We start from the raw sequence: 26,600 nt of genomic DNA on the forward strand, positions 1-26,600 counted from the left end.
TTCGTGTCTGCATTAAATAAGTTGCCCGCTTCGGGGTCTATCCGCTTTGTCGGCAAACACAGTCCATAAAATTGGCCAGTGCGCCTTGGCCCAGACATCGCTGGCTGGAAGCGGCACGGCGAACGAGGGGAAATTGATAATTCTAAGTAAACGGATATGAGTCTTGAATTAACAGGATAGAGACTCTGGCGCCGATGCTGCCTAATCATTCTCGATGCGTATCGGCTGTCTCGCCGGATCGACATCAACCATAACGACTCATGCTGAATATTTTAATAAAGAAACAACTGCCAACTATTGGAGTGATCACTTTGGTCGCGCCGCTACTTGATGTGTTCGCACATTAAATAAGAGGGGATAAGTTATGTTTCAAGCGAGTTGGTTTACCCGTTGCGTGCAGACGGCCAGCCTGGCCGGAATGATTACACCGATGATGGCCCAGGCGGACTTCGTTGAAGACAGCCACCTGGGGCTGGGCTTGCGCAACTTTTATATCGATCGCGACTTCAAGGGCGAAAACCCGAAGAATTCCCGCGTCGGCAGCTGGACCCAGGGCTTCGACCTGCGCTTCATCTCGGGCTACACCGAGGGGCCGCTGCAGTTTGGCCTGGATGCTTCGATGCAGTACGCCTACCGGCTCGACGGCGGTGGTGGCAGGGGGCCTGACAGCATCATTCCCTATAGCGTCAGTAAGCAAGAACAAGCGACCGATTACGGCCGTGGTGGTTACACCGCGAAGGTGCGCTACTCCAAGACCGAGTTGAAATACGGTGAGCATCGGCCAACGCTGCCGGTGGCCTACACCGACGATTCGCGGCAACTGGTCACCACGTATCACGGCACCCTGATCGAGTCCAAAGAGGTGGATAAGCTGACGCTGACAGGCGGACGCTTTACCGAAATCAGCGGCCGTGAATCCTCCAACAGCGAAAAAATGTACTTGTTCAACGGGCCTGACGTGCAGCGCCGCAGCGACGGTTTGAACTTTGGCGGCGCCAGTTACGCCTTCACGCCGGCGCTGACCGGGACCTATTTCTACGGGCAGTTGGAAGACATCTACCGTCAGCATTACCTGGGCGCAACCTACCTGGCCGACCTGGGCGGCGGCTACGCTCTGAAAACCGATTTGCGTTATTTCAACAACAAGGAAGATGGCGACGCCCTGTACGGTCGCATCGATAACCGCTCCTATGGCGCCATGACCACCGTGCGCAAAGGTGCCCACTCCTTTGGCCTGGGTTATCAACGGATGCTCGGCGACAGCACGTTCCCGACCCTCAACGGTTACGCGCCGCAGCCCTACCTGGTGAACTGGTCCGCCATCGCCTTCGTCAAACCCAACGAAAAATCCTGGCAGGCGCGTTATGACTTCGATTTCGCTGGCGTGGGTATGCCTGGCTTGAAGCTGATGACGCGTTACATGCGCGGCACCGACATCGATCGCGGCGCCCTCAGCGACAACAGCGAATCGGAGCGCAATATCTATCTGTCCTATGTGGTTCAGGAAGGTCCGCTGAAGAACCTTGGCGTCGAACTGCGCAACATCAACGTCAAATTCCGCCATGGTAATGACTTCGACGAAAACCGTCTTATCACCACCTACACCTGGAAATTCTGGTAAGCGACCAGCCCCACCCGAACGAGATTTCGGTCTCCTGCGCTTCAACAAATCCAGGGGGTAACACCTGCCTGCTCATCTGGGCAGGTAATACCCAATCCCGCCTGGTGTTCAATGCATGCCTATTGTGCCGACCGGTGGGTGTCTGCTCTTTTTTGCAGCGCCATACCTGTGTTTACGGCGTGAGAAAGGCGTTCACGGGGATGGACGGTTCTGGCGATGCGCTGTCCCTATCCGATTATTCGGTGAATGTTATCCGCATATTTCGGCCGGCCCCCGGAGGGAGCCACGCGGCATGAAGATTGCTCTTTCTAACAGAGGCGTGCCGTTAGAGCGCGTTCATAAAACAGCCGTGGGTGCCCCGTGATGAGTACAAGTCCTGATGTACATGTTCGTGACATTCGTATCGAGCGTTATGACCTCAATGGTGCCCGGCAGTGGATGGCCGGAATCTGTGGGCCGCATCTGCTCAAGACCAGCCATCCCAACCGCATTCAGTTCCATCACAGCGGCAATGTGCTCAAATCCATGTCCACGACACTGGGGGTGATCGAGTACGGCACCGACGTCACGGTCGGCATCGAAGACGCCGAACACCTGAACAGCTACAGCCTCAGTCTGCCCCTCGTTGGCGAACAGCACTTAAGCAAGCAGGGCTGTCAGGTGACGTCCGATCGCGACAGCGCAGTCATCGTGTCGCCCCACGAAAACCAAGAGCTGTCGATCAACGGTGATTGCCGCAAGATCCAGGTCGCCATCACCCGTGCGGCCATGCGCAAGTCCCTTGAAGACATGCTGCAGCGGCCATTGGAAACCCCCTTGCGTTTCGAGCCGGTGATGGACGCCGTCAACGGTTCCTCCGCGTCCTGGTGGCGCATGGCTCGCTACTTTATCGGCGAGCTGGAGCGCAGCCACGAGTTGTATGACCAGACGTTTTTCACTCGCGACATCGAGAGCTCGCTGATCAAGGGCTTGATCCTCGCCCAGCCGAACAACTATTCCGATGAATTGCGCAATGTGCTCGGCGTCAAACTGCCGCACTACCTGATTCGAGCCAAACAGTACATCCATGAAAATGCCCGCGAAGCGCTGCACCTAGAAGACATCGAGGCGATTTCCGGTGTGTCGCGGTTCAAGCTGTTCGAAGGTTTCAAGAAATACTTTGGCATGTCGCCGATGGCGTATCTGAAGAAGCACCGGCTGGGTGCCGTACGCCAGGAAATCCTCGAGGACAATTCGGCGCGCAATATCTCGGTGATTGCCATGGGGTGGGGTTTTACCCACCTGGGACGGTTCTCCAGCGAGTATCGCAAGTTGTTCGATGAAACGCCGAGCACCACCCTGCAACGTAACGAAGCTCGCCGAAACCGGTCGCTTTGAGCCATGGCTGCGCTATCGGTTCACCCTATGCCTGGCGCTGGCGCGGGGCTTGATCTGTCGAGGCTGTGCCAGACACCGGTCTTCACCAGCCGCTCGCGGCAGGAAAGTCATCGGCTGCTCGCGCGTGAGTTGGTCGAACATGACTTGAGCTGGCGCACTGGTAATGTCGACACGGCGTTTTTTCGCGCTGAAGTGGGGCGTTGCCAATTGTTTGTCCTGCGTTACGGCGCCGAGGTTGAGGTACGGCCACGGCCTTTTACCGATTTCGTATTGATGCAGATGCCGTTGCGCGGGCGGGCCAGTATCGAGTGCGATGGGCTGGCGCTGGAGCTGGAGGAGGGGCAGGTGGCGGTGCTCGCGCCCAATCGCCAGGCCCGACTGGTCTGGCACCGTGGCTGCGAACAATTGCTGCTCAAGGTGCCGCGCTCCTTGTTGAGGCTGATGCAGGAACGGCTGGTGGACGAAGGAGGGCTGGCCGCCGATTTTAGCTTGCCACCCGCCTACCGGCTCGACACCGGTCAGGCGCGTGGCTGGTTGCGCCTGGTCGATGATTTGCTTGAACAGCTGGGCGCCAGCGCGGGTGAGCCGGTGCATGCTCACTGGTTACGACATCTGGAGGAACGCCTGCCGCTGTTCCTGCTGACCCACCCACCGAAAGTCGACGGGTCACCGATAGCGGTCGTTGAGTCGCCGGCACAGCGTCAGGCATTGCGACAGTTGCATAAGATCGAAGACTTGATGCGCAGTCGCCTGGGTGAAGCACTTTCCCTGGGTAAACTGGCAGCCGCGGCGGGCATGAGCGAGCGCAGCCTCAACACCCTGTGCCAGCGCTGTTACGGACAAACGCCCATGGAGCGGTTGCGCAACCTGCGGCTTGAAGCGGTGCGTGATCGTTTGCTCGGCCGTCGCGACTTGAGCATTACCGAAGTCGCTCTGGAGCATGGCTTTGGTCATCTCGGTCGTTTCGCCCGTTATTACCGTGAACGCTTTGGCGAACTCCCGCATCAGACGGCTGCCATCAGATAATCAAACGCTGCCCCTTGTAGGAGCAAGCTCGCTCCTACAGGGTGCAGTGTTCGATTACTGTTCGGCGCTGCCCGCCCATTTGCCCATCAGCGTATTGGACGGCCGTTGTTCGTCGAGCAGTTTCTTCGCGGTTTCGATACCGGCCACGGGCAACCCGATGGGGTCGAGCAGGCCGATCTGCACCAGAACGCTAGCCTGGTCCCAATAAATGTGTTCATGACACAGCTTGTCGCCACGAAATTTGATAACCCCAAGCATCGGTATTTCGACGTATTGACCGGTCGGCGCGACGTTGGGCAGCATCCAGTCGATTTCACTGGTGTGGGTGAAACACATCACGAACTCGTCGACGATCTGCGAGGCCCCTACAGTGCGCGAGATGGGCACCAGCTTCATGTCCGGCGGATTGGCGTGGACGAAATGGTTCTGGTAGAAGCGGCTCAGTTCGCGGTAGCCCACGCCACCAGTCATGGTCGGAATGTGGTTGACGTAAGGTTCGGCAACCATGGTCGCCATGGTCGCCGGGACATCGCGGACGGCAAACTCGAATTCGATGTGCTTTTCCCACAGTTCGGACAGGTTGTAGTTCGGGCCGATGGCCTGTTTGAGTGCGGCGATGCTGCGTTGATGGGCCATCAACGCGGCCGGCTTGTTGTAGTGCATGCCACCGTTGCGGGCGAAGGCATGGTCGACGTCGGGGTAGGTGTAAATCTCGACGTTGTTGCGTCTGTCCAGGCGCTGACTGATCAGCGTTCGGGCATTGGCGTCGCAGTAGCCGTCCTGTTCGGCGAAGTGCAGCACCAGGTGACCTTTGATGTTGTCGGCTTCGTCTAGCAGATGTTCAATACCCATGCCGTAGTAGCCCACGCAGCAGGCCGCGTCGGTTCTCGTCGCCGTCAGGTAGGCCAGCTTGCCGCCCATGCAGAAACCCACATAGCCGAAACCTGCGGCCTCGACTTCGGGCAAATTGCGAAGCGCCTTGAAACTGGCGTCAATGTCATCGACGGCCTTGTCCACGTCCATGCGCTGGAACAGCTCGATTGCTCGGGCGAAGTCGGCCTCGGTGTACCCCAGATCTACGCCCGGCTCCAGGCGCCAGAACAGGTCCGGCACCAAGGCGACATACCCTTCCTCGGCGTAAAAATCGGCTACTTCGCGCATGTTGGCGTTGATGCCGAAGATTTCCTGGCCTATTACCACGCCGGGACCTTTGCCGCTGGCGGGTAGCGCCAGGTAACCGGCGAAACTGCCGCTGCCGTCGCTGGCTTTTACGGTGATCATCTTGCCCATGGTGTTACCTCGTTATCGACTCTTCATCAGGTTTTGTTGGCGGTGCTCAATAGGCGAAGCGATTCAGGCCGGGTCACGCAAGCGCTCGAACCACGCGCGTGGCGAGAGCCCCTGATCGGGGCCGAGGATCGAGAAACCGCCGTCCACCGGAATGTCCACCCCGGTAATCCAGGACGCACCATGGCTGCACAGGAAGGCGACCACGTGGCCGATCTCCTCGCCGCGCCCGACGCGCCCAAGCGGGTGAAAGGTGGCACCCACGCGGTCGGCCACGGCAAGGTCGCCACCGCTCAGGTTCGCCACCGACGGCGACCAGGTCCAGGCCGGCGAGACGCTGATGACCCGGATCGAAGCCGGCGCCAGGCTCACCGCAAGGTTTCGGGTCAGCTGTAGCAATCCGGCCTTCGACGCCGGGTACAGGGCTCGCCCGGCTGCGCCAAACTTGCCACCGGTGCTGCCGATGTTGATCACGGTGCCGCCTTCACTCATGTGCGGCGCGGCTTTCTGTACGAAGATGGCCGCCGACACCAGGTTGATGTTGAGGGTGTTCAACCATTGCGCGCGGTCTGACTGTAGCCCCTGATCGTCGTAGACACAGGCATTGTTGACCAGAATGTCGAGACGGCCGAAGGCGGCCAGCGTTGTGTCGATACAGTCATCGATATCCTCGTCCAGCTCGACATTGCAGGCGACAAAGCGACAACGTTCACCCAACTCGCTGGCCAGCGCCGCCCCCATGTTGCGGTTGCGGCCGACCAGCATGACGCTGGCGCCGGCGTTTAACAGTTGACGAGCAATGTCAGTACCCAGGCCCTGGGTGCTGCCCGTGACAATCGCCACCTGACCTTGCAGGTTGGCAGTGGGAATGGACTTCATGGCATTGACTCCAGGGTGCTTGCGACATCCGTGACAGTGGCGATCAACCGCATGCTGTCCAGCGCCGCCAGATGAGTCGCGGGGCGGGCGGCGGCGCAGGCGTCGGCCAGCACCGTCACCTCGAAGCCGCAATCGACAGCATGCCGTACCGTGCTTTCCACCACCGAGTGGGTGGCGACGCCGGCGATCAGCAACTGTCGCGTTTCGAGCTGGCGCAACAGGGTGTCCAGCGGTGTGCCGTAAAACGCGTTGATTCGGGTATGAGTGACGACGAACTCGTCCGGGCCTTCCAGCGGTTGCAGCGTGTCATGGAACTGCGCGCCCCAGGTGCCTTCCTGTACGGCACCGCTGGCGGCGACGGCACGCAGGATCGGCGCGTTCTGTACCAGGTCGGCATAGTCCGGGCGATACGCCACGCGCACATGAATGATCGGCCAGCCCCGTGCGCGGGCACCTTGCTGCAGCCTGATGGCGGCGTCCAGCACGGCGTCGCGTGCCGGATCATCGGCTGCGAGCCCAACCCGGATGCGTCCGTCAGGGTGCAAGACGTCGTTTTGATAGTGCAGGGCCAGTACGGTTGGGCGCCCCATCAGACAAAGACCTCAAGGTTGGCAAACACATCGTTGCAGTTGATCAGGTCAACCCGCTTGAGCTGGATTTTCCAGCCGCCGCTGTCCTGACTGGCCAGCTTGTAGGTGTAGCGCCCGGCCAACTGACGCTGTTCAAGACGCCATTCGCTGACTTGGAACGTCGTACTCACCACCAGCAACCCCTGACTGTCGAGCCCTTCGACCATGACGTTGCCCACCAGATGAGCCGTACGGGTCGGTGGTTGTTGCGACCAGTTACGTACGTTCTCTACCCGGCGAATGCGCACTTCGCGCAACATGCGGTTTTCCCAGAACAGCGAAATGTGTTCGAAAGGGTCGACCTGCCCGTGTTGGTGCGGCACCCAGTACATGCCCGCATCGGTAAACAGTTGGTCCCACTCCCAGAAGCGGCGCTCATCCAGCAGGCGTGCTTCGCGATAGAGAAACTGCTCGATCTCACGCAAGGTTTCGCTGGATACCTGGGCCGGAATCAGGGCGTGAGTCGAGACGTCAAAGGTGCGATCAAGCAGCATGGGTGCTCTCCTTGGCGATCAGGGTGGCGGTCATGTAGTGCTTCCAGGCGGCGAACTGGTTGCGCATCGGCAGCTCGCTGGTGCCATTGGTCGAGACCGCGCCATCGGGCAGCAGCCGGTCGGTGCCGACATAACGATGCATGCTGATCCATTCACCACCGCGGGTCATGTTGCCCTCCTGGCAGCGGGCATAGACTTCGACGTCGTCGGGCATGACGTTGGAGGAGGGCGAGTTGATGACGTTGGCGTACGTCAGCGCCCGATCAAATACGGCATCCGGAGCGCCTTTGCAGCGGAACGTCTGGATTTCCACCAGGGTGCGGTCGACGGCCATCGGCCGGATCACCCGGAACTGCATGAACACGGTGTGGGGCGAGCCGCTGCCGTAGATCACGGTGTTGTGGCGATTCATCCCCATGATGTCTCGGGCGCGTTCTTCGCCATAGGCATCGCTCAGGCATTCGAAGTGGGCCTTGGACACATCGTCGCGCTCGGCGGCTGCCGGGTCGAAGATCGCTTCCATGTAGCCATGTCCATTGTTGTAGGCACGCAGTTCGAGCTTCTCCCAGAAATCATAGGGTTCGCCGTTGCCGTCCATGATCAGCAGTTCGAAAGGCATTTCTCCCAAGGATTCGGCTTCGCTGCGGGCCGCGTCCACCGAGGATTCATGCGTGACGCGAGCGTGCATGGTGTCGTGGAGATTTTCGTAGAAGACTTTCCAGTTGGAGCGCTGCATGACTCGAAAAATACCGCCGGCCACTTCGACTTCACCCACCGGCGAGCGATCGCAGAGATTGTCGATGGAGGTGATCACGCCGCCGAGAAAGCTTTTCAGGTCTGGACCATGATCGATCTGGCTGGCGAACACGAAGCCTCGATAGCTGTCGACTCGCGCCAGGCTCACCATTGAAAAGTCCGGGTGCCGGGGGTTGAAACAGGTGCCTTCGAAGCCGTTCTTCAACGGTGCCGAAAGGTGCTGGCCGTCAAGTTTGAAGGTCCAGGCGTGGTAAGGGCAGCGGAAAAACTTGCCGACATTGCCGTCGCCTTCGGCCACCAGCTTGGCGCCTTTGTGCGGGCAACGGTTGTAGAGCACGTTGACGTTTTTGTCGGCACCGCGAACCAGAATCACGTCCTGATCGCCAATGCGCGTGGTGTGGTAGTCACCGACGTTTTTGACCTGGCTTTCATGGCCGACGTAAATCCATGCCTGACCATAGATTCGCTGCATTTCCAGATCAAACAGTTGAGGGTCGGTGTAGACGCTTTTGTGCACGCTGTCGTCGCGGATCAGTGCCGCGATCTGTTCGTTCGAGGGAATCATGATGTCTCCTTTTAACCAGCCATAAAGAGGTGCGTGGTACAACAACGCACTTACAAATCGAGCACCAGGCGAGCGCTGGAGGCGCGGGATACACAGGTGCAGAAGCTGCCGTCAGCCCGTTCGCGCTCCGACAGACAAATATCGCGGTGGTCAGCGGCGCCTTCGAGCACTTGGGCCACGCACACCCCACAGTCACCCCGACGGCAATCGAACATCGGGTCCAGATCGGCTTCTATCATTGCGTCCAGCACGCTTTTGCCCGCGGCCACCTGAAGCGTTATTCCACTGCTGCGTAGCTCCACTTCAAAACCGGCTTCGGTCTCGGTGCCGAGGCTGCCGATGAACAATTCGCTGTGCAGTTGGCTGTCGTCCCAGCCCAGTGCGCGAGCCGTTTGCAGCACGTTGCTGATCAATGACTTGGGGCCGCACACATAAAGCTGACGTCCGCTGATGGGCGAGTCCAGCAGGCTGTTCAGGGGCAGGCGCCGCGCCGGGTCGCCGCCGCTGATCCAGCATCGGGCGGTGCCGAGCGCCTGGACCTCTTCCAGATACGCCATGCGGTCTGCGTCGCGACCGGCATAGTGCAAAGTGAACGGCTGCTGACTGGCCGCGAGCGAGCGGGCCATGCCAAGCATTGGGGTGATGCCTATTCCTCCCGCGATCAGCAGGTAGTCACAGGCATTTGCCACCAATGGAAAATGGTTGTTGGGCGCGCGTACCATCAGTTGCTGACCGACTTGCACCTCGTGCATCCAACGCGAACCACCGCTGCTCTGGTCTTCCAGCTGCACCGCGATCTCGTAGTGAGGGTGTTCAGGCAGGCTGACCAGCGAGTAAGCACGCCACATGGGTTTGCTGCCTGGTATCTGCACTTCGATATGAGCACCCGGGATGAAACCGGGCAGGGTGTGGCCGGCGTCAGCGACCAGGATCAGGCGACGAATGTGAGGCGTGAGCAGGTCGATCCTTTCGATACGCAAAGACAGGCTGGGCATGCACGGTTCCTGAACGGGGCGAGCGCTGCTCGCCGTTGAAGTCGTACATACTGTAGGGAGGGGGGCTGGGGTGAAAAAGCCGATATCGGCAAGTCGATAGCCGCATTTTGCGTAAATACGCGGGACTGGGCGTCAGGCAGTGAGCCAATCGTACGTGGGTGTCATTGGCGGTGATGGGGCAATTCATGAGTGCAGCGGCGTTCACCGGGAGTGGATACTGCACGGAGCAATCCGCGGCACTGTGCAAGGCAGTGCGGGACGGGGTTTTATTACATGTCGAACGCCATGGGGCGGTTGATTGGCACGGTGCTTTCCGGCTGGATTTATCAGGTGTATGGGCTGGGGGCGTGCTTGCGGATATCGAGCGCGTTCGTACTGCTCGCAGCCTTAATCTCCATAGGCCTGCCCAGGCATTTTGCGTCGCTACTTAACGACGTCGGGAAGAATGACCCGTACGCATGAGCAATGACCGCCGATGACCATCGCCGTTTCCGTGACAGAAGATCGGCTGACAGGGCTGACGGCTGGAGACCGAGTGTCGTTTTCATTTCGGGTAGAGGGTGGCAGAGGGACGATTGTTTCCATTAAAAAAATTAAAATAGCGATGGTGAAATTAGCCGGCACGCAATGCAGCGCCGGCTACCCCCCGCTTTTTACGAAAACCATAATTCAGTTACGCAGCGTGAATGGCCGCTATTGGCTGTGGATTCGACCGATCAATGCTATGACTGAAGCTGCGATAGTGTTTAGTAGAAAGACAGAGCATGGAGAAGGCATATGCAAGACAGCGGATGGAAGGCGCGCTTAGATATTCTGCGGGGCGCAGTGAAAAGAAATATGCTTGATAAGCTAGTCGGACATGGCTGGGACGCGTCCATAGTCCGTGAGGTTGCCGCAGGAGAGTATGTGGTCGTAATGGCGTCTAGAGGTGGGGCGGAGCGTTCGGCCGCAGTGCTTTACTCGTCAGCGACGAGCAACAATGTATACAAACAGCTGGCTGGAGAGGTGTCCGTAATCTTTTTTAACGGACAGCCGTACATGGTTGAGTCATTCGCTATGGGGGTATCTATTCCCGTGAAGCCGATTGACGATTTTCAATCCCTTCTCATCGAATGGAACCGTGAAAGCAGCACGGGAAAGTTCGCTCCTACGACAACGCAAGCCGAAGAGGCGACCTTTGAAGAGTTGCAAGCACCGCGGCGAGTGTTGCTTTCAGAAACTCCGATAGAAGCCGTCTGGGCGCGCCTTGCTCAGTTGAAAAGTGCGACTCTTGCTCGAAAGATGGTCGACCGTCGCGCTCAACTTGAAAGCCTAAGTCTTGATATCTCGACCATCGTGTCAAAGAGAGAGGGCGTCGCCTTCGCGCTCCGCAATGCCACCGATTATTTCAGTGCCATTGATCGAAGAAATGTCAGTCAACGTGTACTCAATCTGTATTACGGCACAATGTCGTTCGCATTTGCCGAGATGCTCGCTTCGCCAGGTGGTCCTCAGACCCTTGCAGAGTTGGAGGCAACAACCAAAAAAGGACATGGCCTTTATACCCATGATGGTTTAGATGACCGATTTGAGAGTTTGGCCATTGGTGCGCTCGTTTCGGGTTTTTTCCCAAGTTGGGTTAAATCGATGTCTGCAAACTCACTTGTCGCTGCCAAGCGGAAACCAGACGGTCTGGATGCGCTGAAAGCACTGCCCGTTGAAAGCTGGGTTACGATGGAGCAGCTGTTTTCTCGGATACCTGAGGTTGCGGATCTTTTTGAAGACATATTTGAGGGCAAACCGTCTTGGGTTATTCCTGCTTACGATCAAAAAAGTAACGGTCTGCACCACCGTGCAACGACGACCTACGCCCTTTTGATAGATGAGTCTGGGCGAATGACTGCGGATGATATCGCCGCTTTTCCTGGGCCAATACGCGAAATTGTCCAGGTATCGTCTAGGTCATCAGCGAACCATTTCCGTGTGGCAATTGATCATCCGGAATCGAGTATTTGGTGGGATGCACTTCAGTTGCATCACAGTCCATTTAAAAGACATGCGCTCATGTTGCCGCTGTTTGGAGCGATAAATGAGTATCGAGCGACATCTTTGGTGTTGCTCTATGCGTTATCCATTCTGGTTCGGTATCGTCCAAGCCTATGGCGGCAGATACAGGAAGGGGAACTTGATCATTTCAGGTCACTGATCGAGACGTTCCTTTCAGCAGTTGAACGCATTCTTCCAGAGCAGTTTCTGGAGAAAATTACGGGTCAGTCAATCTCTGTACATCAACCTGGCTCATTTTTTTCCTAGGGGTGTCTGACGGTCTTGAGCATTCCTCTATCCGCTTTCAGTTGGGAGCTTCGGGAAACTTACCTATTCGATTGAAGGCAGCAGGGATCCAGTGGTGGCGTACGCTGGAAAAGACATCATCGACTCGGCCGGTGTGTGCTCATAGGTTGAGGACAGCACGGCACTGAGCCGATCGCCCAGCAGATTCCAGGCGCGCTTCTTCTCTTCGGCATAATCGTGATGCAGGTAGTGGCGTCTCACCCGCGAGCCGGCCAGCACATGGTTTTGACAGCGATCGATGACGTCCAGGCTGACCCCCAAGGCCTGCATCATGGTCGCGCCGGTGCGGCGTAGGTCATGCGGTGTCCAGTCACCGTTCTGGCCGTCGGCAAGGACCAGCGTGTCGTCGTGACACCGTCGTGAGAGGGCCTTACGGTTTTTGAACCGGGCCTGGCGATCGCCCACCTGCTTGCTCACCACTTTCACGTCCATATGCCCATCATCCTGCTTGTTCGGAAAGCACCACTGGGAATCTCCCGTCAGGGTCTTGAGTTCCTGAAAGAAATGCAGGGAAAAGGGGGAGAGGAAGATATGGTGGTCCTGTTTCTTGCCCCGGGTGCCTTTGACGTTTTCACTGGGGAGGAACCACGTTTGCTTGTCCAGATCGACATTTTTCCATTCAGCCTGCAGCAACTCGCCTATCCGGCATAGCGTGCAAAGGCTGCATCGTTGGTGGTCAGCGACTCGAGTTCTTTGATGGTGATTTTGGTCATAAAATGGACTACCCCTACTTTTCCCCCCCCACAAAAACTTCGGCTCTTGATGGACGTTCCTGGACTCTCGTAGAGCAGAACACCGCTGGAGCTCAAGTAAATACTAGCTTGGAAAAATCCAGAGTAAAATTTTGGGATCTTTCAAGAACTATGAAAAAGAAGTTGAGGTGCTAGGGGGCGAGTGTTCGAATCACTCCGCCCCGACGATATAATTCAAGGGGTTGCGAGATTTTATTTCGCGACCCCTTTTTATTTTCTGGCGTTTTTATCCCCACAAAACGACTGGCTCTGGGTGGAATTCTCAGTTGATACCAAGGTCAGTGTTTTTCCTCAGCAGGGCTTTGGCCCTAGCTTGATAGTCGAGTTGAGCCGATAACATCGACCACGCTGACACGGCACGATCCATCGGTAACAGCGCCCTCAGAAGCGTTGTATCAATCTTTTCTCGGTCATCTACAACGGTGTGACCTGTATCACCAGAGCTCACTGGGTGACGATGCGCATCACCCAGTGTCGCGACTTTTACAGAATGTTCATCGGATAGCTGATGATCACCCGATGCTCGTCGCTGTCTCGCTGTGTGGACACTTCAGTGCGCAGCGAGGCGTGGCGCAGGGCAATACTCAAATCCTTGAGCGGACCTTGCTGAATGACATAGCTGACCGTCAGGTTGCGTTCCCACTCGCTTTTATCGCCTGTGGGGGTTCGGATGTTCGAGCCGCTTTCGTACATGCCCAGGAAGCTCAGACCCGGAATCCCGACCCGCGCAAAGTCATAGCCGTAGCGAACCTGCCAGGTGGTTTCCCCGGCGCGCTGGAACTTGCCAATCATCGACTCTGTCATGAAGTAGGCGGTGGAGCCGTCGCCCTGGTTCAACCAGACTGCATCGCTGTCACCACTGACTTGTTGCAGGCCGGCGGCGAACGTGTGACCGTTGACCAAGTACGTGAATTGCGCGCTGTCCAGGCGACTGTCGACCTTGCCTTTGGTGACGCCGTTGCCGTAGTAACCGAAGGTATAGAACGCCGGGTCATGGCTGTTGGCGCCATCGGAGCGGTTGTCGAAGTGACGCAAATCAGTACGCAGGGTGCCAGGGCCGACTTGCATATCGTATTTGAGCCCGAGGAAGTTCTGTTTGTAAAAGTCCTGCAGGTTGCCATAGTAGTACTGCAACGTCAGGTCTTTGGTCGCTTTGTAATCCACACCACCGTAGTAGAACTTGTTGACGAACTCGCCAGTCTGCGCGTTGTTTGCGCCGGGGATAGACATGCCCATCTGGTTGCTCGAACCGCGACCTTTGACATGCTCCAGCTGACCCAGGGTGAAGGTGAAATTCTCCAGGTCCCTGGACTGGATCTGCCCGCCATTGAAGGTTTGTTGCAGCATGCGGTCGGTGGACATCACCACCGGCAACATCGGGACCAAGGTGCCGTATTTCAGTTCGGTGTTGGCGAACTTCGCCTTGGCGGTCAGGCCCAGGCTGCCGAACTCATCGACCGCGCGGCCGTCGCTGTCAGTTGGGAAGACATTGCCGTTGAAAGCCGTGCTTTGCGGGTTGTAGTGCCGGCCTTTGCCGGAGTCCAGGCGGACGCCGAACATGCCGATGGCGTCCACGCCGAACCCGACCGCTCCTTGGGTGTAGCCGGACTGAAAATTGGCGATAAAGCCCTGGCCCCATTCCTGAGTGTAATTGGGGTCGGCGGCGCCGCTGCGGTTGTCGGCATTGCTGAAAAAGTTACGGGCCAGCACGCTCAGCTTGCTGTCTTCCACCAGGCCGGCGGCGTAACCCTGTTGAGCGATGATCAGGCCGCAAATGCCGGCCACTACTTTAGGTGCGCGATTGAAAAGCTCCATCGGAGTCATCCCCATGAGTTGTCGAATGTTGTGAGAGGCAGTCAAAAGCGGCAGTCAAGTTTTTATTGTTTTTCAGGAGCAACGGTGGCCGGCAAGGCGTTCAGCCTCACGGGCGGCAGGCGGTACAGGATGAACAGTGCGAGCACGCCAAGGCCGGCGCACAGCAGCAGGCCGACGCCCACTGACTGGGCCAGTGCATCGCGGGCCAGGTTCAGCCATTGCGGGTGTTCGAGCAGGGCCGCATCGGGGCGCAACAGGACCTGCGGATCGGCGTACAAGCCCAGTCCATCAGCATGCCCGTGGGCGATAAAAAGACGTTGCAGGTTGGCGCTGTAAAGCAGGTTGACCAGCACGCCCATCGACGCAGTTCCGAGCAATCCGCCGACCAGGCGCAACGACTGGGTCAGCGCGGTGGCGATGCCCAAGAACTGGCGCTCGGCAAGGGTCTGGGTGAAGACTGTCAGGTTCAGCAGGATGAAGCCCAGGCCAAGGCCTGCCAGCAGGATTAAGCCGAGTAACCCATTGAACGAAGCACTGCGCCCGGCAATCGCCAAGCCGAGGCACGCCAGCAGCAGCGCCACAAAACCACACAGCGGCAACAGGTTTGGATTACGCAAACGGGTGACGATGCGACTGTTGACGATAGCGCCCAGGGTGATGCTCAGCGCCAGCGGCGTGATCAACAGGCCGGCATCCTGCGGCGAGTAGCCATAGCTGCCTTGCAGCAATAACGGTAGATAGAACAACAACGAGAACATGATTGCCCCGGCTGCCATCGACAGCAGAAACAGCAGGCGCATGCTGGGTAATCCGAGCAATGCTGCGGGCAGCAGCGCGTGCTGGCAACGCCGCTCCCAAAACCACAGTGCAATGGACGCCGCCACGCAGCTCAGACCCAGCGTCGCACTCAACATCAAGCTGGAATGCCCTAGCCATTCGACAAACAATTGCAGGCTGCCCAACGCGAGGGCGATCAGCAGCGCACCCGGCCAATCCAGGCTTATTTTTGTCAGTTGTTGTGGGCGGTAGTAAGGCAGGTAGCGCCAGGCAAAAAACAGCGCCAGGCAACCCAATGGGAGATTGATGTAGAACACCGAGCGCCAGCCGTAGGCCCCGGTCAGATAACCGCCCAACCCGGGTCCGATGGCATTGACCACGCTAAACAGGGCACTGAGCAGCATCTGCCAGCGCAGGCGTTGGCGGGTGTCGGGAAACAGTTCCGGGATGCAGGCGAATGCCGTGCCGATCAACATGCCGCCGCCGACACCTTGCAAGGCGCGGCCGATCACCAGCCACAGCATGTCACTGGCCATGGCGCAGACCAGCGATGCCAAGGTGAAGATCACGGTGGCGGCGATGACGAAGGGTTTGCGCCCGTAGTAATCACCCAGTCGGCCGAGGATCGGGATGGTGACAATCGACGCCAGCATGTACCCCGTGGCAACCCAGGCGTAAAGCTCAAACCCCTTGAGTTCGGCGACGATGCTCGGCAAGGCGTTGCCGATTACCGTCTGATCGAGCGCCGAAAGCATCAGCACCAACGAGATGCCTAGCATCGCCAGCAACGCTTGCTTAAAGCTCAGGGGAGGGTGAGTCGCCACGGTCATGGTCGGTCCTCAGCTCAGCGCCACAACGGCAGCGGCGATCCGCGAGCAACCTTCGTAGAGGGTCTTGATGTCAGTGGCAATCGACATCCGGAAGAACGGCGCCAGCCCGTATGCAGTACCGGCCACCACCGCCACACCCTGGCTTTCCAACAGGTACATGACCACGTCGTAATCGGTGTCCAGGCGCTTGCCTTGAGTCGTTGATTTACCCAGCAAACCCGAGCAATTCACATAGAGATAGAACGCCCCATCGGGTTTTCGGCAACTGAGGCCGTCGATGGCGTTGAGCAGGTCAAGGCAACGATCACGGCGTTGTTGATAGACCGTCACGCTTTCCTTGACGAAGGTCTGGTCGCCGTTGAGCGCTTCTACCGCTGCGGCCTGGCTGACCGAGCAAGCATTGCTGGTGGATTGCGATTGCAGGGTCGCCATCGCGCCAATCAAATCAGCCGGGCCGGCGGCATAACCGATTCGCCAACCGGTCATGGCATAGGTCTTGGACACGCCATTGACCACCACCGTGCGTTCGGTCAACGCCGGTTCGATGGCGAGGATGTGCGGGTTGTCCAGGCCTTCGTAGCGGATGTGTTCGTAGATGTCGTCGGTCATCAGCAATACGTGCGGATGATCGAGCAGCACGTCGGCCAGGGCCCGCAGTTCGGCAGCACTGTAGCTGGCGCCGGTTGGGTTGCTGGGCGAGTTGAGCAACAACCAGCGAGTGCGTTCGGTGATCGCGCCGCGCAGTTGTTCCGGGGTCAGCTTGAAGGCGTGTTCTTCCGGGCAGGCGAGGGTGACCGGTTCGCCTTCGCAGGCCAGCACCATGTCAGGGTACGACACCCAGTACGGCGCTGGAATCAGCACCTCATCGCCCGCGCCGAGGGTGGCTGCGAAGGCATTGAAAATCGCACTCTTCGCGCCGCTGGTGACCAGGATCTGATTCGCCGCGTAAGTCAGACCGTTTTCCCGGGCAAGTTTGTCGACGATTGCCTGACGCAGTTCGGGAGTGCCGGCATTTTGCGTGTAACGGGTTTCGCCACGTTCGATGGCGGCGCTGGCCGATTGCCGAATGTGCACCGGGGTATCGAAGTCCGGTTCGCCGACCACCAGATTGATGATGGATTTACCCTGCCGGCGAAGTTCGTTCGCACGGTCGGAAGCGGCGCTGCTGGGGGACGGCTTTATGCGTTGCACACGGGCGGCGATGCGGGAGGCGGTCACGTGTCGTTCCTCGTTGATGGCGTTGACGAGGTCCTACAGTACGAGCCGCTCGCCGGGCAGCCATAAGATGAGATCGTTCTGGTCGGATAGGAATCGCTTATGGCTGGAACTGAACAGTGCTTGCACCAGGTTGGTGCGATCAAGCCAGTATGACCGTGACGGGGGTTGATCGAGGTCGCCACGATCCAGCCATAGCAAAGGCTTATGGTTGAGACGCAAAACCTGTGAGAGCGAGGCTCTGGGACTTACCCGCATCAGGGCTGGCCTGGCTCTTGCTAAAGCCTGTGGGTTGTCTCCCTTTTTCGAGCAAGAGCACCACCACCGTGAACCTGCGCCGTTTGAAGTATTTCGTGAAACTCGTCGATATCGGCAGCATGACCCAGGCCGCCGATGTACTGCATGTCGCGCAACCGGCACTCAGTCAGCAACTGGCCACCCTGGAGGCGGAGTTGCAGCAGCAGTTGCTGATTCGGACCAAGCGCGGCGTCACCCCGACTGAAGCCGGGAAGGTGCTCTACGGCCATGCGCAAATCATTTTGCGTCAGTGTGAGCAGGCCCAGAGTGACATCAATGCCACGGGGCATGCCTTGTCCGGGCAGGTGTCGGTCGGCCTGGCGCCGGGCACCGCCGCATCGACACTTTCCTTGCCGCTGTTGCGCCGGGTGCGTGAGCGTCATCCGGGCATTTTGCTGTACCTCAATGAAAACTTCGGCACCACTTTGAGCGAATTGATCATGAACGGCCGGATGGACATGGCCGTGCTCTATGGCGGGCGCGAAGTGCATGGCTTGAGCTTCGTGTCGCTGCTGCGCGAGCACCTTTACCTGGTGAGCGCCGATCCGGCGGTCAGCGCGCTCGATGAGATTCCCCTGGCCGAACTCGCCGACATGGACATGCTGCTGCCGCGTCCCTACAACGTCATGCGGCGACTGGCGGATGAAGCCTTCCAGCGCATTGGCATGAGTGCGCGGGTGGTGGCGGAAATTGAATCATCGATCACGTTGACCGCCGCCGTCGCCGAGCACTTTGGCTCGACGATCCTGCCCGAATCCTCGGCGCGGGTGATGGTTGCCGCCACGTCCGTACACATGTGCCGAATTGTCGAACCTGAAATCGAGGCGCCCCTGGCCCTGTGCCTGTCCGGTCACTTGCCGTTGTCGGTACCCGCCCAAGCAGTCAAGGCGATCCTGCTGGAACTGGTCGCGGAGATGCGCGGCAGCTTGATCTGAACGGTCATAAGGACGGCTTATCACCCCAAAGCCAAAGCGTCTTGGTCGCCGTTGGACGGGCTCGCTACATTGACCTCATCCACTTAAGACAGCTCGACAGGCAGGGGCCCACGCATGGATTCAGAACGCATCAAGGGGTTGATCGATTTGCTCGCCGAATCCGATCTGCTCGAACTGAGTCTGACCGAAGGCGACAGTACGATTCGTCTTTTCAAGCAGGCAGGAAAGGTCGTGACAACCGAGTCGATGGCTGAGCCTTCGCCGACACCGACCGCGGATTTGCCCACGTCAGACACCCCGGCGATGGCCGCTACCGAGATCAAGGCCAGCCTGTATGGCGTCCTGCATCTGACGCCCGCCGCAGGGGAAGCCCCTTTTGTCTCGGTCGGTGATCAGGTCGAAGCCGGGCAAACCCTGGCGGTTCTCGAAGCGATGAAAATGTTCCACCCGGTCAAGGCCAAAGTCGCCGGTCAGGTCACAGCGATCCTTGCCCAAAGTGGCGCCGAAGTCGAAGCCGGACAGTCGCTGTTCCGCCTCGGCTGATCCAAAGCCCATCCTCTTTCAGGTGAATTCAATGTTCGACAAAGTGCTGATCGCCAACCGTGGCGAAATCGCCCTGCGCATTCAGCGTGCCTGCCGCGGCCTGGGGATACAAACAGTGGTCGTGCACTCCGAGGCCGATCGCCACGCACAGTATGTGCAAAACGCCGATCAGGCCTTGTGCATCGGGCCGGCGTCACCCAGCCAGAGTTACTTGAACCAGGCGGCGCTGCTGTTCGCGGCCAAGGTCAGCGGCGCGCAGGCGATCCATCCGGGTTATGGTTTTCTATCGGAGAACGCCGGGTTCGCCGAGCGCATCGAAGCCGCCGGCCTGACCTTTATCGGGCCGAGCGCCGCGTGCATTCGTACCATGGGCGACAAGGTCGCGGCCAAACGAGCGATGCGTGAAGCCGGCGTGCCCTGCGTGCCGGGGCCGGATTCGGTGATGCCCACCGACAATGCGAGCATCCAGGCGATTGCCCGTGAAATCGGTTACCCGGTGATCGTCAAAGCCGCCGGCGGCGGTGGTGGTCGTGGCATGCGCGTGGTGAAAGAAGAGGGCGAATTGCTCGACGCCATTGCGCTAACCCGTGAAGAAGCGCGGCTGGCCTTCGGCAATCCAGAACTCTACATCGAGAAGTTTCTCGGCCATCCACGGCATGTCGAAATTCAGGTGTTGTGCGATGCCCATGGCCACGCGATCTGGCTCGGCTGCCGCGATTGCTCGTTGCAGCGTCGGCACCAGAAAGTCCTGGAGGAAGCGCCGGCGCCGGGCATTGATCCGGAACTGATCGCCAAGGTCGGTGAACGCTGTGCCGCCGCTTGCCGGCAGATCGGCTATCGCGGCGTCGGCACCTTCGAATTTCTGTACGAGGACGGAGAGTTCTTCTTCATCGAGATGAACACCCGGCTACAAGTCGAACACCCGGTGACGGAGATGACCACCGGCATCGATATCGTCCAGCAGCAATTGCGCATGGCCCGTGGCGAAGTGCTGGAGTTGCGCCAGCAAGACGTGCAGCTCAATGGCCACTCGCTGGAATGCCGGATCAACGCCGAAGACCCGATCACTTTTATGCCGACGCCGGGGTTGATCCAGCGCTGGGAAGCCCCCGGCGGCTTTGGTGTGCGGGTCGATTCCCACGTCACCACCGGGTATCGGGTGCCGCCGTATTACGACTCGATGGTGGCCAAGGTCATCACCCACGGCGCCACGCGCGATGAGGCGATGGCACGGATGCGCCTGGCCCTGAGTGAGCTGGTCGTGGAAGGCATCTCGACCAATATTCCCTTGCACTGCGACATTCTCGAAGACCCGGCGTTCTGTGCTGGCGGCGTAGACATTCATCACCTGGAGCGCTGGTTGCAACAACGGAGTCCGACATGAACACAGCATCTGTTTCGCCGCGTCCACACATAAGCCTGCTGGGGTCCACGGCGTTGTTATTCGAAGCACCGGGCGAGCTCGATCTGGCGCCGCAACAACGTATTTGGAGCCTGGCGTTACAGGCCGGGGAATGGGCCGAGATTCACGAAGCGGTCCCGGGCATGAACAACCTGATGCTGACGTTCGTCAAGCCGCCACGTAACCTCAATGGGCTGTGCGAGCGCTTGCTTGAGGCGTGGGAAGCCAGTCAGCCATTGCCACTTAAAGGTCGGATTGTTGAATTGCCGGTGGTCTACGGCGGTGAGTTCGGTCCGCATATGAACGACGTGGTCGCGCATACCGGGCTCGACATCGAAACCATCGCCAATCTGCATTGCGAGCCGTTGTACCCGGTGTATGCCTTGGGCAGCCATCCCGGTTATTGCTACCTCGGCGGCATGGATTCGCGCCTGGCCACGCCACGGCGCCAAGTGCCGGTGATCAGCATTGCCGCCGGCTCTGTGTCGATTGGCGGGGTGCAGACCGGTGTCTCCGCCTCTGCCGGCCCCAGCGGCTGGAACACTATTGGCCGCACTGAAATGTCGTTTTTTGACCCGACCCAGAACCCTCCGGCCATGCTGCGGCCGGGCGACATGTTGCGTTTGCGCATCGAGAGGATCATTCGATGATCGAGATTTTATCGGCTACCGCTTTGGCCACGGTGCAGGACTTCGGCCGCTTCGGCAGCCTCGGTTACGGCGTCGGGACTTCCGGCGCGATGGACCATTTGGCGCTGGCGTTGGGTAATCTGTTGCTGGGTAATCCCGAAGACGCGGCGGCCATCGAAATCCCGCTGTTCCCGTTCGACGTACGGTTTACGCAGGACTGCGCCTTCGCGTTCACCGGTGCGGCTTGCGAAGCGACCCTGGACGGGCAGCCCTTGTTGCCGTTCTGGGTGGCGCAGGCTCGGGAAGGCCAGGTACTGAGCCTCGGCTATCCAGCCTCCGGCAGTCGCGCTTATCTGTGTCTGGCCGGCGGTGTCGACGTTCCGTCTGTGCTCGGCTCGCGCAGCACGCAATTACGCGGTGAGTTCGGTGGTTTGCAGGGGCGGGCATTGCAGCAAGGCGACCGCATCTGCGTGTTGCGTCCAGGCATGAATGCGCTACCAACGGATTTTGGCGTCGTGTCACCGAGTCAGGCCTTGCCATTGCAACGCGATGGACTGCCGGCGATGCGCGTACTGCCTGCGGCCGAATACGAGTGTTTTCTGGACGAGTCCCGTGCGGCGTTCTGGGCTGGCGAGTGGAAGGTCACGACCCAGAGCAATCGCTACGGCTACCGGCTCGAAGGCACGCCGATCTTGCCCAAGGCGCCGATGGAAGTCCGTTCCCACGGCATCGTCCCCGGCGTGATTCAGGTGCCCCACGGTGGCCAGCCGATTATCCAGATGCGCGATGCGCAACCGAGTGGCGGTTATCCGAAATTCGGCACGGTGATCGAGGCCGACCTCTGGCGTCTGGGCCAGGCTCCGATTGGCAGCAAAGTGCGCTTTATCGAGTGCAGTTACGCCGAAGCTGTCGCAGCCCTGGAAGACAATTCGCGCTATCTCGCGGAGGTCAGCCGCTTGGTTGATCTTCACGGGCTGGCCTCGCGCTAAGGACATTCAAACATGACAAATCAGGAAATCCGCCAGTTGGCGGTGTGGCTCAAGGAGACTCACCTGGCTGGCGCGGAAATCCGCCGTCCGGGGCTGCATCTGGTGCTCAAGCGCTGTGTCGACGAGGTCGCGGCACCGGTTCAGATCACGGCGCCAGTAGCGTTGAAGGCGCCCGATGAACAGCTGTTGAAGACACCAGGCCTGGGCCGATTGCTGATGACGCACCCGCAACAGAGTGAGGTGCTGGTATCGGTCGGCAGTCGAGTGGCGCAAGGGCAACTGGTCGCGTTGTTACAGGTCGGCGATTTGCTGTTGCCGGTCCGCAGCCAAAAGGCCGGACGGCTGGCGGCGGTGTTGACGGCGTGTGGCTCGACGGTGGGTTTTGGCGAGGCGTTCATGCGCCTGGATGCGGCATGACGAGTGAGGGCAAGTGATGAAGATTGATTTGAACGCTGATCTGGGCGAGGGCTTCGGGCCCTGGCGCATGGGGGAAGATGAAGCGTTGATGAGCCTGATCTCATCGGCCAATGTGGCGTGCGGTTTCCATGCCGGTGACCCGCTGATCATGGACAACACCGTGCGTCTGGCGAAGGCCGGGGGCATTGATCTGGGAGGCCATGTCGGCTTCCCCGATTTGATGGGTTTTGGCCGGCGGCAGATGAACATCGACATCAAGGAGCTGGCGACCTACGTGATTTATCAGCTCGGCGCGCTGGCCGGGATGGCGGCGGTCAATGGCCATCGCATGACCCACATGAGCTTTCACGGCGCGTTGGGCAACATGGTCGCAGCCGACGCGGCGCTGGCCGAACCGCTGGTGTGCGCGGTGGCGGCGTTCGATCCGACACTGATTATCAGTTCATCGAGCAGTCGGGCCATCGAAAACGCCGCTGACAAATGCGGGTTGCGGGTTGCCACCACGTTTCTGGCCGACCGCGCCTACGACGATGACTGCCTGCTGGTGCCACGCAAGGTGCCGGGCTCGGTGATCAAGGAACCGGCGGCCGTATTGCAACGGGTTCGGCAGTTGCTGGAGGAGGGCTCCGTGACCACGCTCAACGGCAAGCACATCGCGGTGCCGGCGCATTCGATCCTGTTGCACGGCGACACCCCTGGCGCGGTTGAATTGGCCCGCACCATCCGTCGAGAAATCGAGTTGGCGGGCGGTTCTATCACACCGATTTCGCAGCTCTTGGCGTAACGGTTGCACGGTCATAAGCAGGGCTTATTGCCACACAGTCATTCCGTCTTGGTCCACGGCTTCAGGGCTGGATAGAGTCGAAGTCATCGCGATCACCGAGTGATCCGAACACGTAATACGAGGACAATTTCATGCCATTTTCAGATTACAAAACCGCGTTGGTGACCGGCGCTTCTTCCGGGATTGGCGCCGCTGTCGTCGAACGCCTGTGTCAGGAAGGCGTGCAGGTGCATGCCTTGGCTCGCAGCGCTGACAAGCTCGAAGAACTGGCGGCGAAAACCGGTTGCATCGCACACGCCATCGACGTCACCGATCTGGCCGGGTTGACCCGCCTGTTTGCAGCCCAGCAGTTCGACATTCTGGTAAACAACGCCGGGGTCGATAAACCCGGTTCGATTCTCAAAGCGGACGCCGAAGGCATCGACTTGCTGATCGACGTCAACCTGCGGGCGGTCCTGCACCTGGCGCGCCTGGCGCTGCCGGGGATGGTCGAGCGGGATTGCGGCCATATCATCAACATCAGTTCGATTGCTGCGGCCTACAACTTCGGCGGCAACTCCACGTACCACGCGACGAAAGCCGCTGTGAGCATGTTGTCGCGGCAGTTGCGCATCGATGCTTTCGGCAAACGTGTGCGGGTTACCGAGATCTGTCCGGGCCGGGTGGCCACCGACATATTTGCCCACGTTCACGGCGACTCCGAAGAGACCTACAAGCGCTTCGTCGAAGGTTTTGAGTTGCCCCAGGCCAAGGACATCGCCGACGCCATCGCGTTTGCCATCGCCGCGCCGATTGCAGTCAACGTCGGGCACATGGAAATCACCCCGACCCTGCAAGTGCCCGGCGGTCTGTCCACGGCTCGCCCGCAGGACTACCAAGGCTGAGATTTTCCAAGCAACGGACGCACCCCAGAAGAACGGATCAATCCGTCATGCGCTACCCACGTCATGGCTCGCCAGACGCTTTTTATTTCTGCCCTAGCCCAATGCCCGTAGGGATTGACCATGAAGCATGACTTCGATTTGGCCGCGGTTCTGCAAGGCGAATATGCCGAGCTGATCGTCAAGGGCATCGAAACGACTCTACAGCTGGCGCTGTTCGCCTGGCTGCTGGCAATGGCCCTGGCGCTGTTGTTGGTGACCGTGCGCCTGACCGGCAACAAGCTCGCGGATCGTCTGGTGGCCGGTTACGTGTCTTACCACCGCAACGTGCCGACGCTGGTGCAGCTGATGCTCTGGTACTTCGGCGTGCCGACCTTGTTGAGCGAATCCACACAGCTGTGGCTGGCCAACTACAGCACCGAATACCTGTTCTCGGTAATTGCCTTGGGCTTGTGTCAGGCGGCGTATTTCTGTGAAGACATCCGAAGCGGCTTGCGCGCCATTCCGGCCGGGCAGACCGAAGCGTCCCGGGCGCTCGGCCTCGGGTATGTGCGCTCGATGCGCTACGTGATCCTGCCCCAAGGCGTGCGCAACTGCCTGCCCTCGCTGATCAACCACACCGTGCTTTTGTTCAAGAACACCAGCCTGGCCATGGCCATCGGCGTGGTCGAACTGACCTACGCCACTCGCGAAGTCGAGAACTACACCTTCCGCACGTTCGAGTCGTACCTGGTCGCCACGGTGTTCTACCTGGTCTTTTCACTGCTGTTGATGGGGCTCGGCGCATTGTTGGCGCGGCGCTTCAACAAAGCGCTGGCGAGGTAGACGAGCATGTTCGATCTCTTCTCGATTGTGCAAACCAACTGGACCCTGTTTCTGATCGGCCAGTATCCCCACGGTCCCTTGGGCGGTTTGGCCAGCACTTTGATTCTGGCGGCGCTGGCGTTGTTGCTGGCATTCCCTTTCGGCTTGCTGCTGGCGCTGGCACGGGTTTCGCCGTGGAAAGGCCTACGTTGGGCGGCGACGGTCTGGGTCTATGTGCTGCGCGGTATTCCGTTGCTGATGGTGATTTTCTGGACCTACTTCCTGGTGCCCTTGCTGATCGGCCACAACATCACCGGGTTTGTCACGATGCTCTGCACCCTGGTGATCTACCAGAGCGCCTACCTGTGCGAAATCATTCGCGGCGGTATCCAGGCGTTACCGCCGGGCCAGTACGAAGCGTCCCGGGCACTGGGCCTCGGTTACCTGCGCACGACGATCTGGGTGATCCTGCCGCAAGCGCTCTACAACGCGCTGCCGAGCCTGATCAGCCAGTTCATCTCGATCATCAAGGAAACCTCGCTGGGCTATGTGATCAACGTCCAGGAAGTGACCTTCGCTGCCAACCAGGTCAATAACCAGTTACTGACCAAGCCGTTCCAGGTGTTTTTTATCCTGGCGATCATCTACTACCTGCTCTGTTTTGGCCTGACCCACCTGGCCGGCTGGGTGGAGCGCCGTATCGCTCGCAAGCGTCTGGGCAACGGCGGTCCGGCCGCGGCTGCCGACCCGTTGCTGGCCATCAATAATTGAAGAGGGTTGCGCCCATGCATCCAATGATCATGTTCTCGAACATCAACAAATGGTACGGCGAGTACCACGCACTGACCGACATCACCGCCGAGGTGAAGCCCGGTGAAGTGGTGGTGTTGTGCGGCCCGTCCGGCTCCGGCAAATCGACCTTGATCCGCACGGTCAATCGCCTGGAAGACATCCAGAAAGGTCAGATCCTGTTCGACGGCCAGGACGTGCACGGCACCGATGCGCACATCAATCGGCTGCGCAGCCGCGTCGGTTTTGTGTTCCAGAGCTTCAACCTGTTTCCTCACCTCTCGGTACTGGAAAACATCACCCTGGCGCCCAGCAAAATCCGCAACCTGAAAGGCTCCGCCGCCAAGCAGCAAGCCATGCAATTGCTTGATCGGGTTGGCCTGGCGCACAAGGCCGGCGCTTACCCGGCGCAGTTGTCCGGCGGCCAGCAGCAGCGCGTGGCGATTGCCCGGGCGCTGGCGATGGAACCGCCAGTGATGCTGTTCGATGAACCCACCAGTGCCCTCGATCCGGAAATGGTCGGTGAGGTGCTGAGTGTGATGAAAGGCTTGGCCAAGGAGGGGATGACCATGATGTGCGTGACCCACGAGATGAACTTTGCTCGTGAAGTCGCCGACACCATCTGGTTTATGGACGCGGGTCAGATTCTGGAAAAGAGCACGCCCGAAAGCTTTTTCAATCAGCCCGCGCACCCGCGAGCGCAACGTTTTATTGCCGATCTGCGGGCTCATTGAGTCGCAACGGTTTTGCTTGCTCTGCCATTCGACTTTCTCATCCCCGG

General features: G+C 59.2%; 24 protein-coding genes and 3 pseudogenes. 17 read left to right on the plus strand and 10 right to left on the minus strand.

Translation table 11 applies throughout. The annotated features are described in order from the left end of the window. Positions 1–364 precede the first annotated feature (364 nt). The 3 genes from ACYZUD_RS01605 (at position 365) to ACYZUD_RS01615 (ending at position 4,024) form a co-directional block, all read left to right on the plus strand. Positions 365–1,621 carry an OprD family porin gene (locus ACYZUD_RS01605; protein WP_462022293.1) on the plus strand — a complete coding sequence of 419 codons (1,257 nt, stop codon included), beginning with the start codon at positions 365–367 and terminating at the stop codon, positions 1,619–1,621. Between the two features lie 363 nt (positions 1,622–1,984). Then, on the plus strand, positions 1,985–2,998 hold the full coding sequence (locus ACYZUD_RS01610) for an AraC family transcriptional regulator (protein WP_462022294.1): 1,014 nt from the start codon (positions 1,985–1,987) through the stop codon (positions 2,996–2,998). Positions 2,999–3,025: 27 nt separating this feature from the next. Continuing rightward, positions 3,026–4,024, plus strand: coding sequence for an AraC family transcriptional regulator (locus tag ACYZUD_RS01615; protein WP_462022295.1), 999 nt, complete (start codon positions 3,026–3,028; stop codon positions 4,022–4,024). A gap of 54 nt (positions 4,025–4,078) precedes the next feature. Here ACYZUD_RS01615 and ACYZUD_RS01620 read toward each other — a convergent pair whose 3' ends face one another. From ACYZUD_RS01620 to ACYZUD_RS01645, 6 genes are all read right to left on the minus strand, one after another. Beyond that, positions 4,079–5,314, minus strand: a complete 1,236-nt coding sequence (locus ACYZUD_RS01620) for a dienelactone hydrolase family protein (protein WP_462022296.1) — start codon at positions 5,312–5,314, stop codon at positions 4,079–4,081. Between the two features lie 63 nt (positions 5,315–5,377). Then, the gene (locus ACYZUD_RS01625; protein WP_462022297.1) at positions 5,378–6,190 is read right to left on the minus strand and encodes an SDR family oxidoreductase; all 813 of its coding nucleotides are present in this window, start codon (positions 6,188–6,190) and stop codon (positions 5,378–5,380) included. Further along, the gene (locus ACYZUD_RS01630; RefSeq protein WP_462022298.1) at positions 6,187–6,780 is read right to left on the minus strand and encodes a cysteine hydrolase family protein; all 594 of its coding nucleotides are present in this window, start codon (positions 6,778–6,780) and stop codon (positions 6,187–6,189) included. Before ACYZUD_RS01630 ends, ACYZUD_RS01625 begins: the two co-directional genes overlap by 4 nt. After that, a complete protein-coding gene (locus ACYZUD_RS01635) occupies positions 6,780–7,313 on the minus strand; it encodes an aromatic-ring-hydroxylating dioxygenase subunit beta (RefSeq protein WP_462022299.1) in 534 nt (177 codons plus the stop codon). The genes ACYZUD_RS01630 and ACYZUD_RS01635 overlap by 1 nt, the downstream gene beginning before the upstream one ends. Beyond that, positions 7,303–8,634 carry an aromatic ring-hydroxylating dioxygenase subunit alpha gene (locus ACYZUD_RS01640; protein WP_145318300.1) on the minus strand — a complete coding sequence of 444 codons (1,332 nt, stop codon included), beginning with the start codon at positions 8,632–8,634 and terminating at the stop codon, positions 7,303–7,305. The genes ACYZUD_RS01635 and ACYZUD_RS01640 overlap by 11 nt, the downstream gene beginning before the upstream one ends. Before the next feature lie 50 nt (positions 8,635–8,684). Beyond that, complete coding sequence (locus ACYZUD_RS01645) at positions 8,685–9,629, minus strand: PDR/VanB family oxidoreductase (protein WP_462022300.1); 945 nt, start codon at positions 9,627–9,629, stop codon at positions 8,685–8,687. Positions 9,630–9,890: 261 nt separating this feature from the next. Here ACYZUD_RS01645 and ACYZUD_RS01650 point away from each other — a divergent pair. The 3 genes and pseudogenes from ACYZUD_RS01650 to ACYZUD_RS01660 all read left to right on the plus strand — a co-directional run. Next, positions 9,891–10,091 (plus strand): annotated as a pseudogene (locus tag ACYZUD_RS01650) (hypothetical protein); the annotation flags it as partial. A 7-nt stretch (positions 10,092–10,098) separates the two neighbouring features. Next, positions 10,099–10,221 (plus strand): annotated as a pseudogene (locus tag ACYZUD_RS01655) (copper-binding protein); the annotation flags it as partial. A gap of 185 nt (positions 10,222–10,406) precedes the next feature. Next, entirely contained in the window at positions 10,407–11,921 is a 1,515-nt protein-coding gene (locus tag ACYZUD_RS01660; RefSeq protein WP_462022301.1) for a YaaC family protein, read from the plus strand. Between the two features lie 63 nt (positions 11,922–11,984). Here the strand turns inward: ACYZUD_RS01660 and ACYZUD_RS01665 are convergent. From ACYZUD_RS01665 to ACYZUD_RS01680, 4 genes and pseudogenes are all read right to left on the minus strand, one after another. After that, positions 11,985–12,623: pseudogene (locus ACYZUD_RS01665) on the minus strand (site-specific integrase); the annotation flags it as partial. Between the two features lie 572 nt (positions 12,624–13,195). Beyond that, entirely contained in the window at positions 13,196–14,527 is a 1,332-nt protein-coding gene (locus ACYZUD_RS01670; RefSeq protein ID WP_462022302.1) for an OprD family porin, read from the minus strand. Between the two features lie 62 nt (positions 14,528–14,589). Then, positions 14,590–16,134 carry an MFS transporter gene (locus tag ACYZUD_RS01675; protein WP_462022303.1) on the minus strand — a complete coding sequence of 515 codons (1,545 nt, stop codon included), beginning with the start codon at positions 16,132–16,134 and terminating at the stop codon, positions 14,590–14,592. Positions 16,135–16,143: 9 nt separating this feature from the next. After that, positions 16,144–17,352 carry an aspartate transaminase gene (locus ACYZUD_RS01680; RefSeq protein WP_462022304.1) on the minus strand — a complete coding sequence of 403 codons (1,209 nt, stop codon included), beginning with the start codon at positions 17,350–17,352 and terminating at the stop codon, positions 16,144–16,146. Positions 17,353–17,675: 323 nt separating this feature from the next. Between ACYZUD_RS01680 and nac the strand changes: the two genes are divergently transcribed. The 11 genes from nac to ACYZUD_RS01735 all read left to right on the plus strand — a co-directional run bounded on the left by nac (position 17,676) and on the right by ACYZUD_RS01735 (position 26,553). Continuing rightward, a complete protein-coding gene (gene nac / locus ACYZUD_RS01685) occupies positions 17,676–18,581 on the plus strand; it encodes a nitrogen assimilation transcriptional regulator NAC (protein ID WP_059404292.1) in 906 nt (301 codons plus the stop codon). A gap of 114 nt (positions 18,582–18,695) precedes the next feature. Continuing rightward, on the plus strand, positions 18,696–19,124 hold the full coding sequence (locus ACYZUD_RS01690; RefSeq protein ID WP_462022305.1) for an acetyl-CoA carboxylase biotin carboxyl carrier protein: 429 nt from the start codon (positions 18,696–18,698) through the stop codon (positions 19,122–19,124). A 31-nt stretch (positions 19,125–19,155) separates the two neighbouring features. After that, positions 19,156–20,508 (plus strand): acetyl-CoA carboxylase biotin carboxylase subunit, encoded by a 1,353-nt coding sequence (gene accC, locus ACYZUD_RS01695; protein WP_462022306.1) that lies wholly within the window; start codon positions 19,156–19,158, stop codon positions 20,506–20,508. Next, positions 20,505–21,176 (plus strand): 5-oxoprolinase subunit PxpB, encoded by a 672-nt coding sequence (gene pxpB, locus ACYZUD_RS01700; RefSeq protein ID WP_462022308.1) that lies wholly within the window; start codon positions 20,505–20,507, stop codon positions 21,174–21,176. The genes accC and pxpB overlap by 4 nt, the downstream gene beginning before the upstream one ends. Then, entirely contained in the window at positions 21,173–22,144 is a 972-nt protein-coding gene (locus tag ACYZUD_RS01705; protein WP_462022309.1) for a 5-oxoprolinase subunit C family protein, read from the plus strand. The genes pxpB and ACYZUD_RS01705 overlap by 4 nt, the downstream gene beginning before the upstream one ends. A 12-nt stretch (positions 22,145–22,156) precedes the next feature. Next, positions 22,157–22,561 (plus strand): acetyl-CoA carboxylase biotin carboxyl carrier protein, encoded by a 405-nt coding sequence (locus ACYZUD_RS01710; protein WP_462022310.1) that lies wholly within the window; start codon positions 22,157–22,159, stop codon positions 22,559–22,561. A 16-nt stretch (positions 22,562–22,577) separates the two neighbouring features. Next, complete coding sequence (locus ACYZUD_RS01715; RefSeq protein WP_462022311.1) at positions 22,578–23,345, plus strand: LamB/YcsF family protein; 768 nt, start codon at positions 22,578–22,580, stop codon at positions 23,343–23,345. A gap of 131 nt (positions 23,346–23,476) precedes the next feature. Beyond that, the gene (locus tag ACYZUD_RS01720) at positions 23,477–24,229 is read left to right on the plus strand and encodes an SDR family oxidoreductase (protein WP_462022312.1); all 753 of its coding nucleotides are present in this window, start codon (positions 23,477–23,479) and stop codon (positions 24,227–24,229) included. 120 nt (positions 24,230–24,349) lie between these two features. Beyond that, on the plus strand, positions 24,350–25,051 hold the full coding sequence (locus tag ACYZUD_RS01725) for an amino acid ABC transporter permease (protein ID WP_018609115.1): 702 nt from the start codon (positions 24,350–24,352) through the stop codon (positions 25,049–25,051). A 6-nt stretch (positions 25,052–25,057) separates the two neighbouring features. After that, on the plus strand, positions 25,058–25,801 hold the full coding sequence (locus ACYZUD_RS01730) for an amino acid ABC transporter permease (RefSeq protein ID WP_462022313.1): 744 nt from the start codon (positions 25,058–25,060) through the stop codon (positions 25,799–25,801). 23 nt (positions 25,802–25,824) lie between these two features. Then, complete coding sequence (locus ACYZUD_RS01735; protein ID WP_193901681.1) at positions 25,825–26,553, plus strand: amino acid ABC transporter ATP-binding protein; 729 nt, start codon at positions 25,825–25,827, stop codon at positions 26,551–26,553. Positions 26,554–26,600: the final 47 nt, after the last annotated feature.

The organism is Pseudomonas sp. XS1P51 (genome assembly GCF_054897845.1).

Excerpts from the sequence above, each read along its gene's own strand:
- ACYZUD_RS01605 (WP_462022293.1), top strand. The coding sequence starts at position 365 with ATGTTTCAAGCGAGTTGGTTTACCCGTTGCGTGCAGACGGCCAGCCTG.
- ACYZUD_RS01610 (WP_462022294.1), top strand. The coding sequence starts at position 1,985 with ATGAGTACAAGTCCTGATGTACATGTTCGTGACATTCGTATCGAGCGT.
- ACYZUD_RS01615 (WP_462022295.1), top strand. The coding sequence starts at position 3,026 with ATGCCTGGCGCTGGCGCGGGGCTTGATCTGTCGAGGCTGTGCCAGACA.
- ACYZUD_RS01620 (WP_462022296.1), bottom strand. The coding sequence starts at position 5,314 with ATGGGCAAGATGATCACCGTAAAAGCCAGCGACGGCAGCGGCAGTTTC.
- ACYZUD_RS01625 (WP_462022297.1), bottom strand. The coding sequence starts at position 6,190 with ATGAAGTCCATTCCCACTGCCAACCTGCAAGGTCAGGTGGCGATTGTC.
- ACYZUD_RS01630 (WP_462022298.1), bottom strand. The coding sequence starts at position 6,780 with ATGGGGCGCCCAACCGTACTGGCCCTGCACTATCAAAACGACGTCTTG.
- ACYZUD_RS01635 (WP_462022299.1), bottom strand. The coding sequence starts at position 7,313 with ATGCTGCTTGATCGCACCTTTGACGTCTCGACTCACGCCCTGATTCCG.
- ACYZUD_RS01640 (WP_145318300.1), bottom strand. The coding sequence starts at position 8,634 with ATGATTCCCTCGAACGAACAGATCGCGGCACTGATCCGCGACGACAGC.
- ACYZUD_RS01645 (WP_462022300.1), bottom strand. The coding sequence starts at position 9,629 with ATGCCCAGCCTGTCTTTGCGTATCGAAAGGATCGACCTGCTCACGCCT.
- ACYZUD_RS01660 (WP_462022301.1), top strand. The coding sequence starts at position 10,407 with ATGCAAGACAGCGGATGGAAGGCGCGCTTAGATATTCTGCGGGGCGCA.
- ACYZUD_RS01670 (WP_462022302.1), bottom strand. The coding sequence starts at position 14,527 with ATGGAGCTTTTCAATCGCGCACCTAAAGTAGTGGCCGGCATTTGCGGC.
- ACYZUD_RS01675 (WP_462022303.1), bottom strand. The coding sequence starts at position 16,134 with ATGACCGTGGCGACTCACCCTCCCCTGAGCTTTAAGCAAGCGTTGCTG.
- ACYZUD_RS01690 (WP_462022305.1), top strand. The coding sequence starts at position 18,696 with ATGGATTCAGAACGCATCAAGGGGTTGATCGATTTGCTCGCCGAATCC.
- accC (WP_462022306.1), top strand. The coding sequence starts at position 19,156 with ATGTTCGACAAAGTGCTGATCGCCAACCGTGGCGAAATCGCCCTGCGC.
- pxpB (WP_462022308.1), top strand. The coding sequence starts at position 20,505 with ATGAACACAGCATCTGTTTCGCCGCGTCCACACATAAGCCTGCTGGGG.
- ACYZUD_RS01705 (WP_462022309.1), top strand. The coding sequence starts at position 21,173 with ATGATCGAGATTTTATCGGCTACCGCTTTGGCCACGGTGCAGGACTTC.
- ACYZUD_RS01710 (WP_462022310.1), top strand. The coding sequence starts at position 22,157 with ATGACAAATCAGGAAATCCGCCAGTTGGCGGTGTGGCTCAAGGAGACT.
- ACYZUD_RS01715 (WP_462022311.1), top strand. The coding sequence starts at position 22,578 with ATGAAGATTGATTTGAACGCTGATCTGGGCGAGGGCTTCGGGCCCTGG.
- ACYZUD_RS01720 (WP_462022312.1), top strand. The coding sequence starts at position 23,477 with ATGCCATTTTCAGATTACAAAACCGCGTTGGTGACCGGCGCTTCTTCC.
- ACYZUD_RS01725 (WP_018609115.1), top strand. The coding sequence starts at position 24,350 with ATGAAGCATGACTTCGATTTGGCCGCGGTTCTGCAAGGCGAATATGCC.
- ACYZUD_RS01730 (WP_462022313.1), top strand. The coding sequence starts at position 25,058 with ATGTTCGATCTCTTCTCGATTGTGCAAACCAACTGGACCCTGTTTCTG.
- ACYZUD_RS01735 (WP_193901681.1), top strand. The coding sequence starts at position 25,825 with ATGATCATGTTCTCGAACATCAACAAATGGTACGGCGAGTACCACGCA.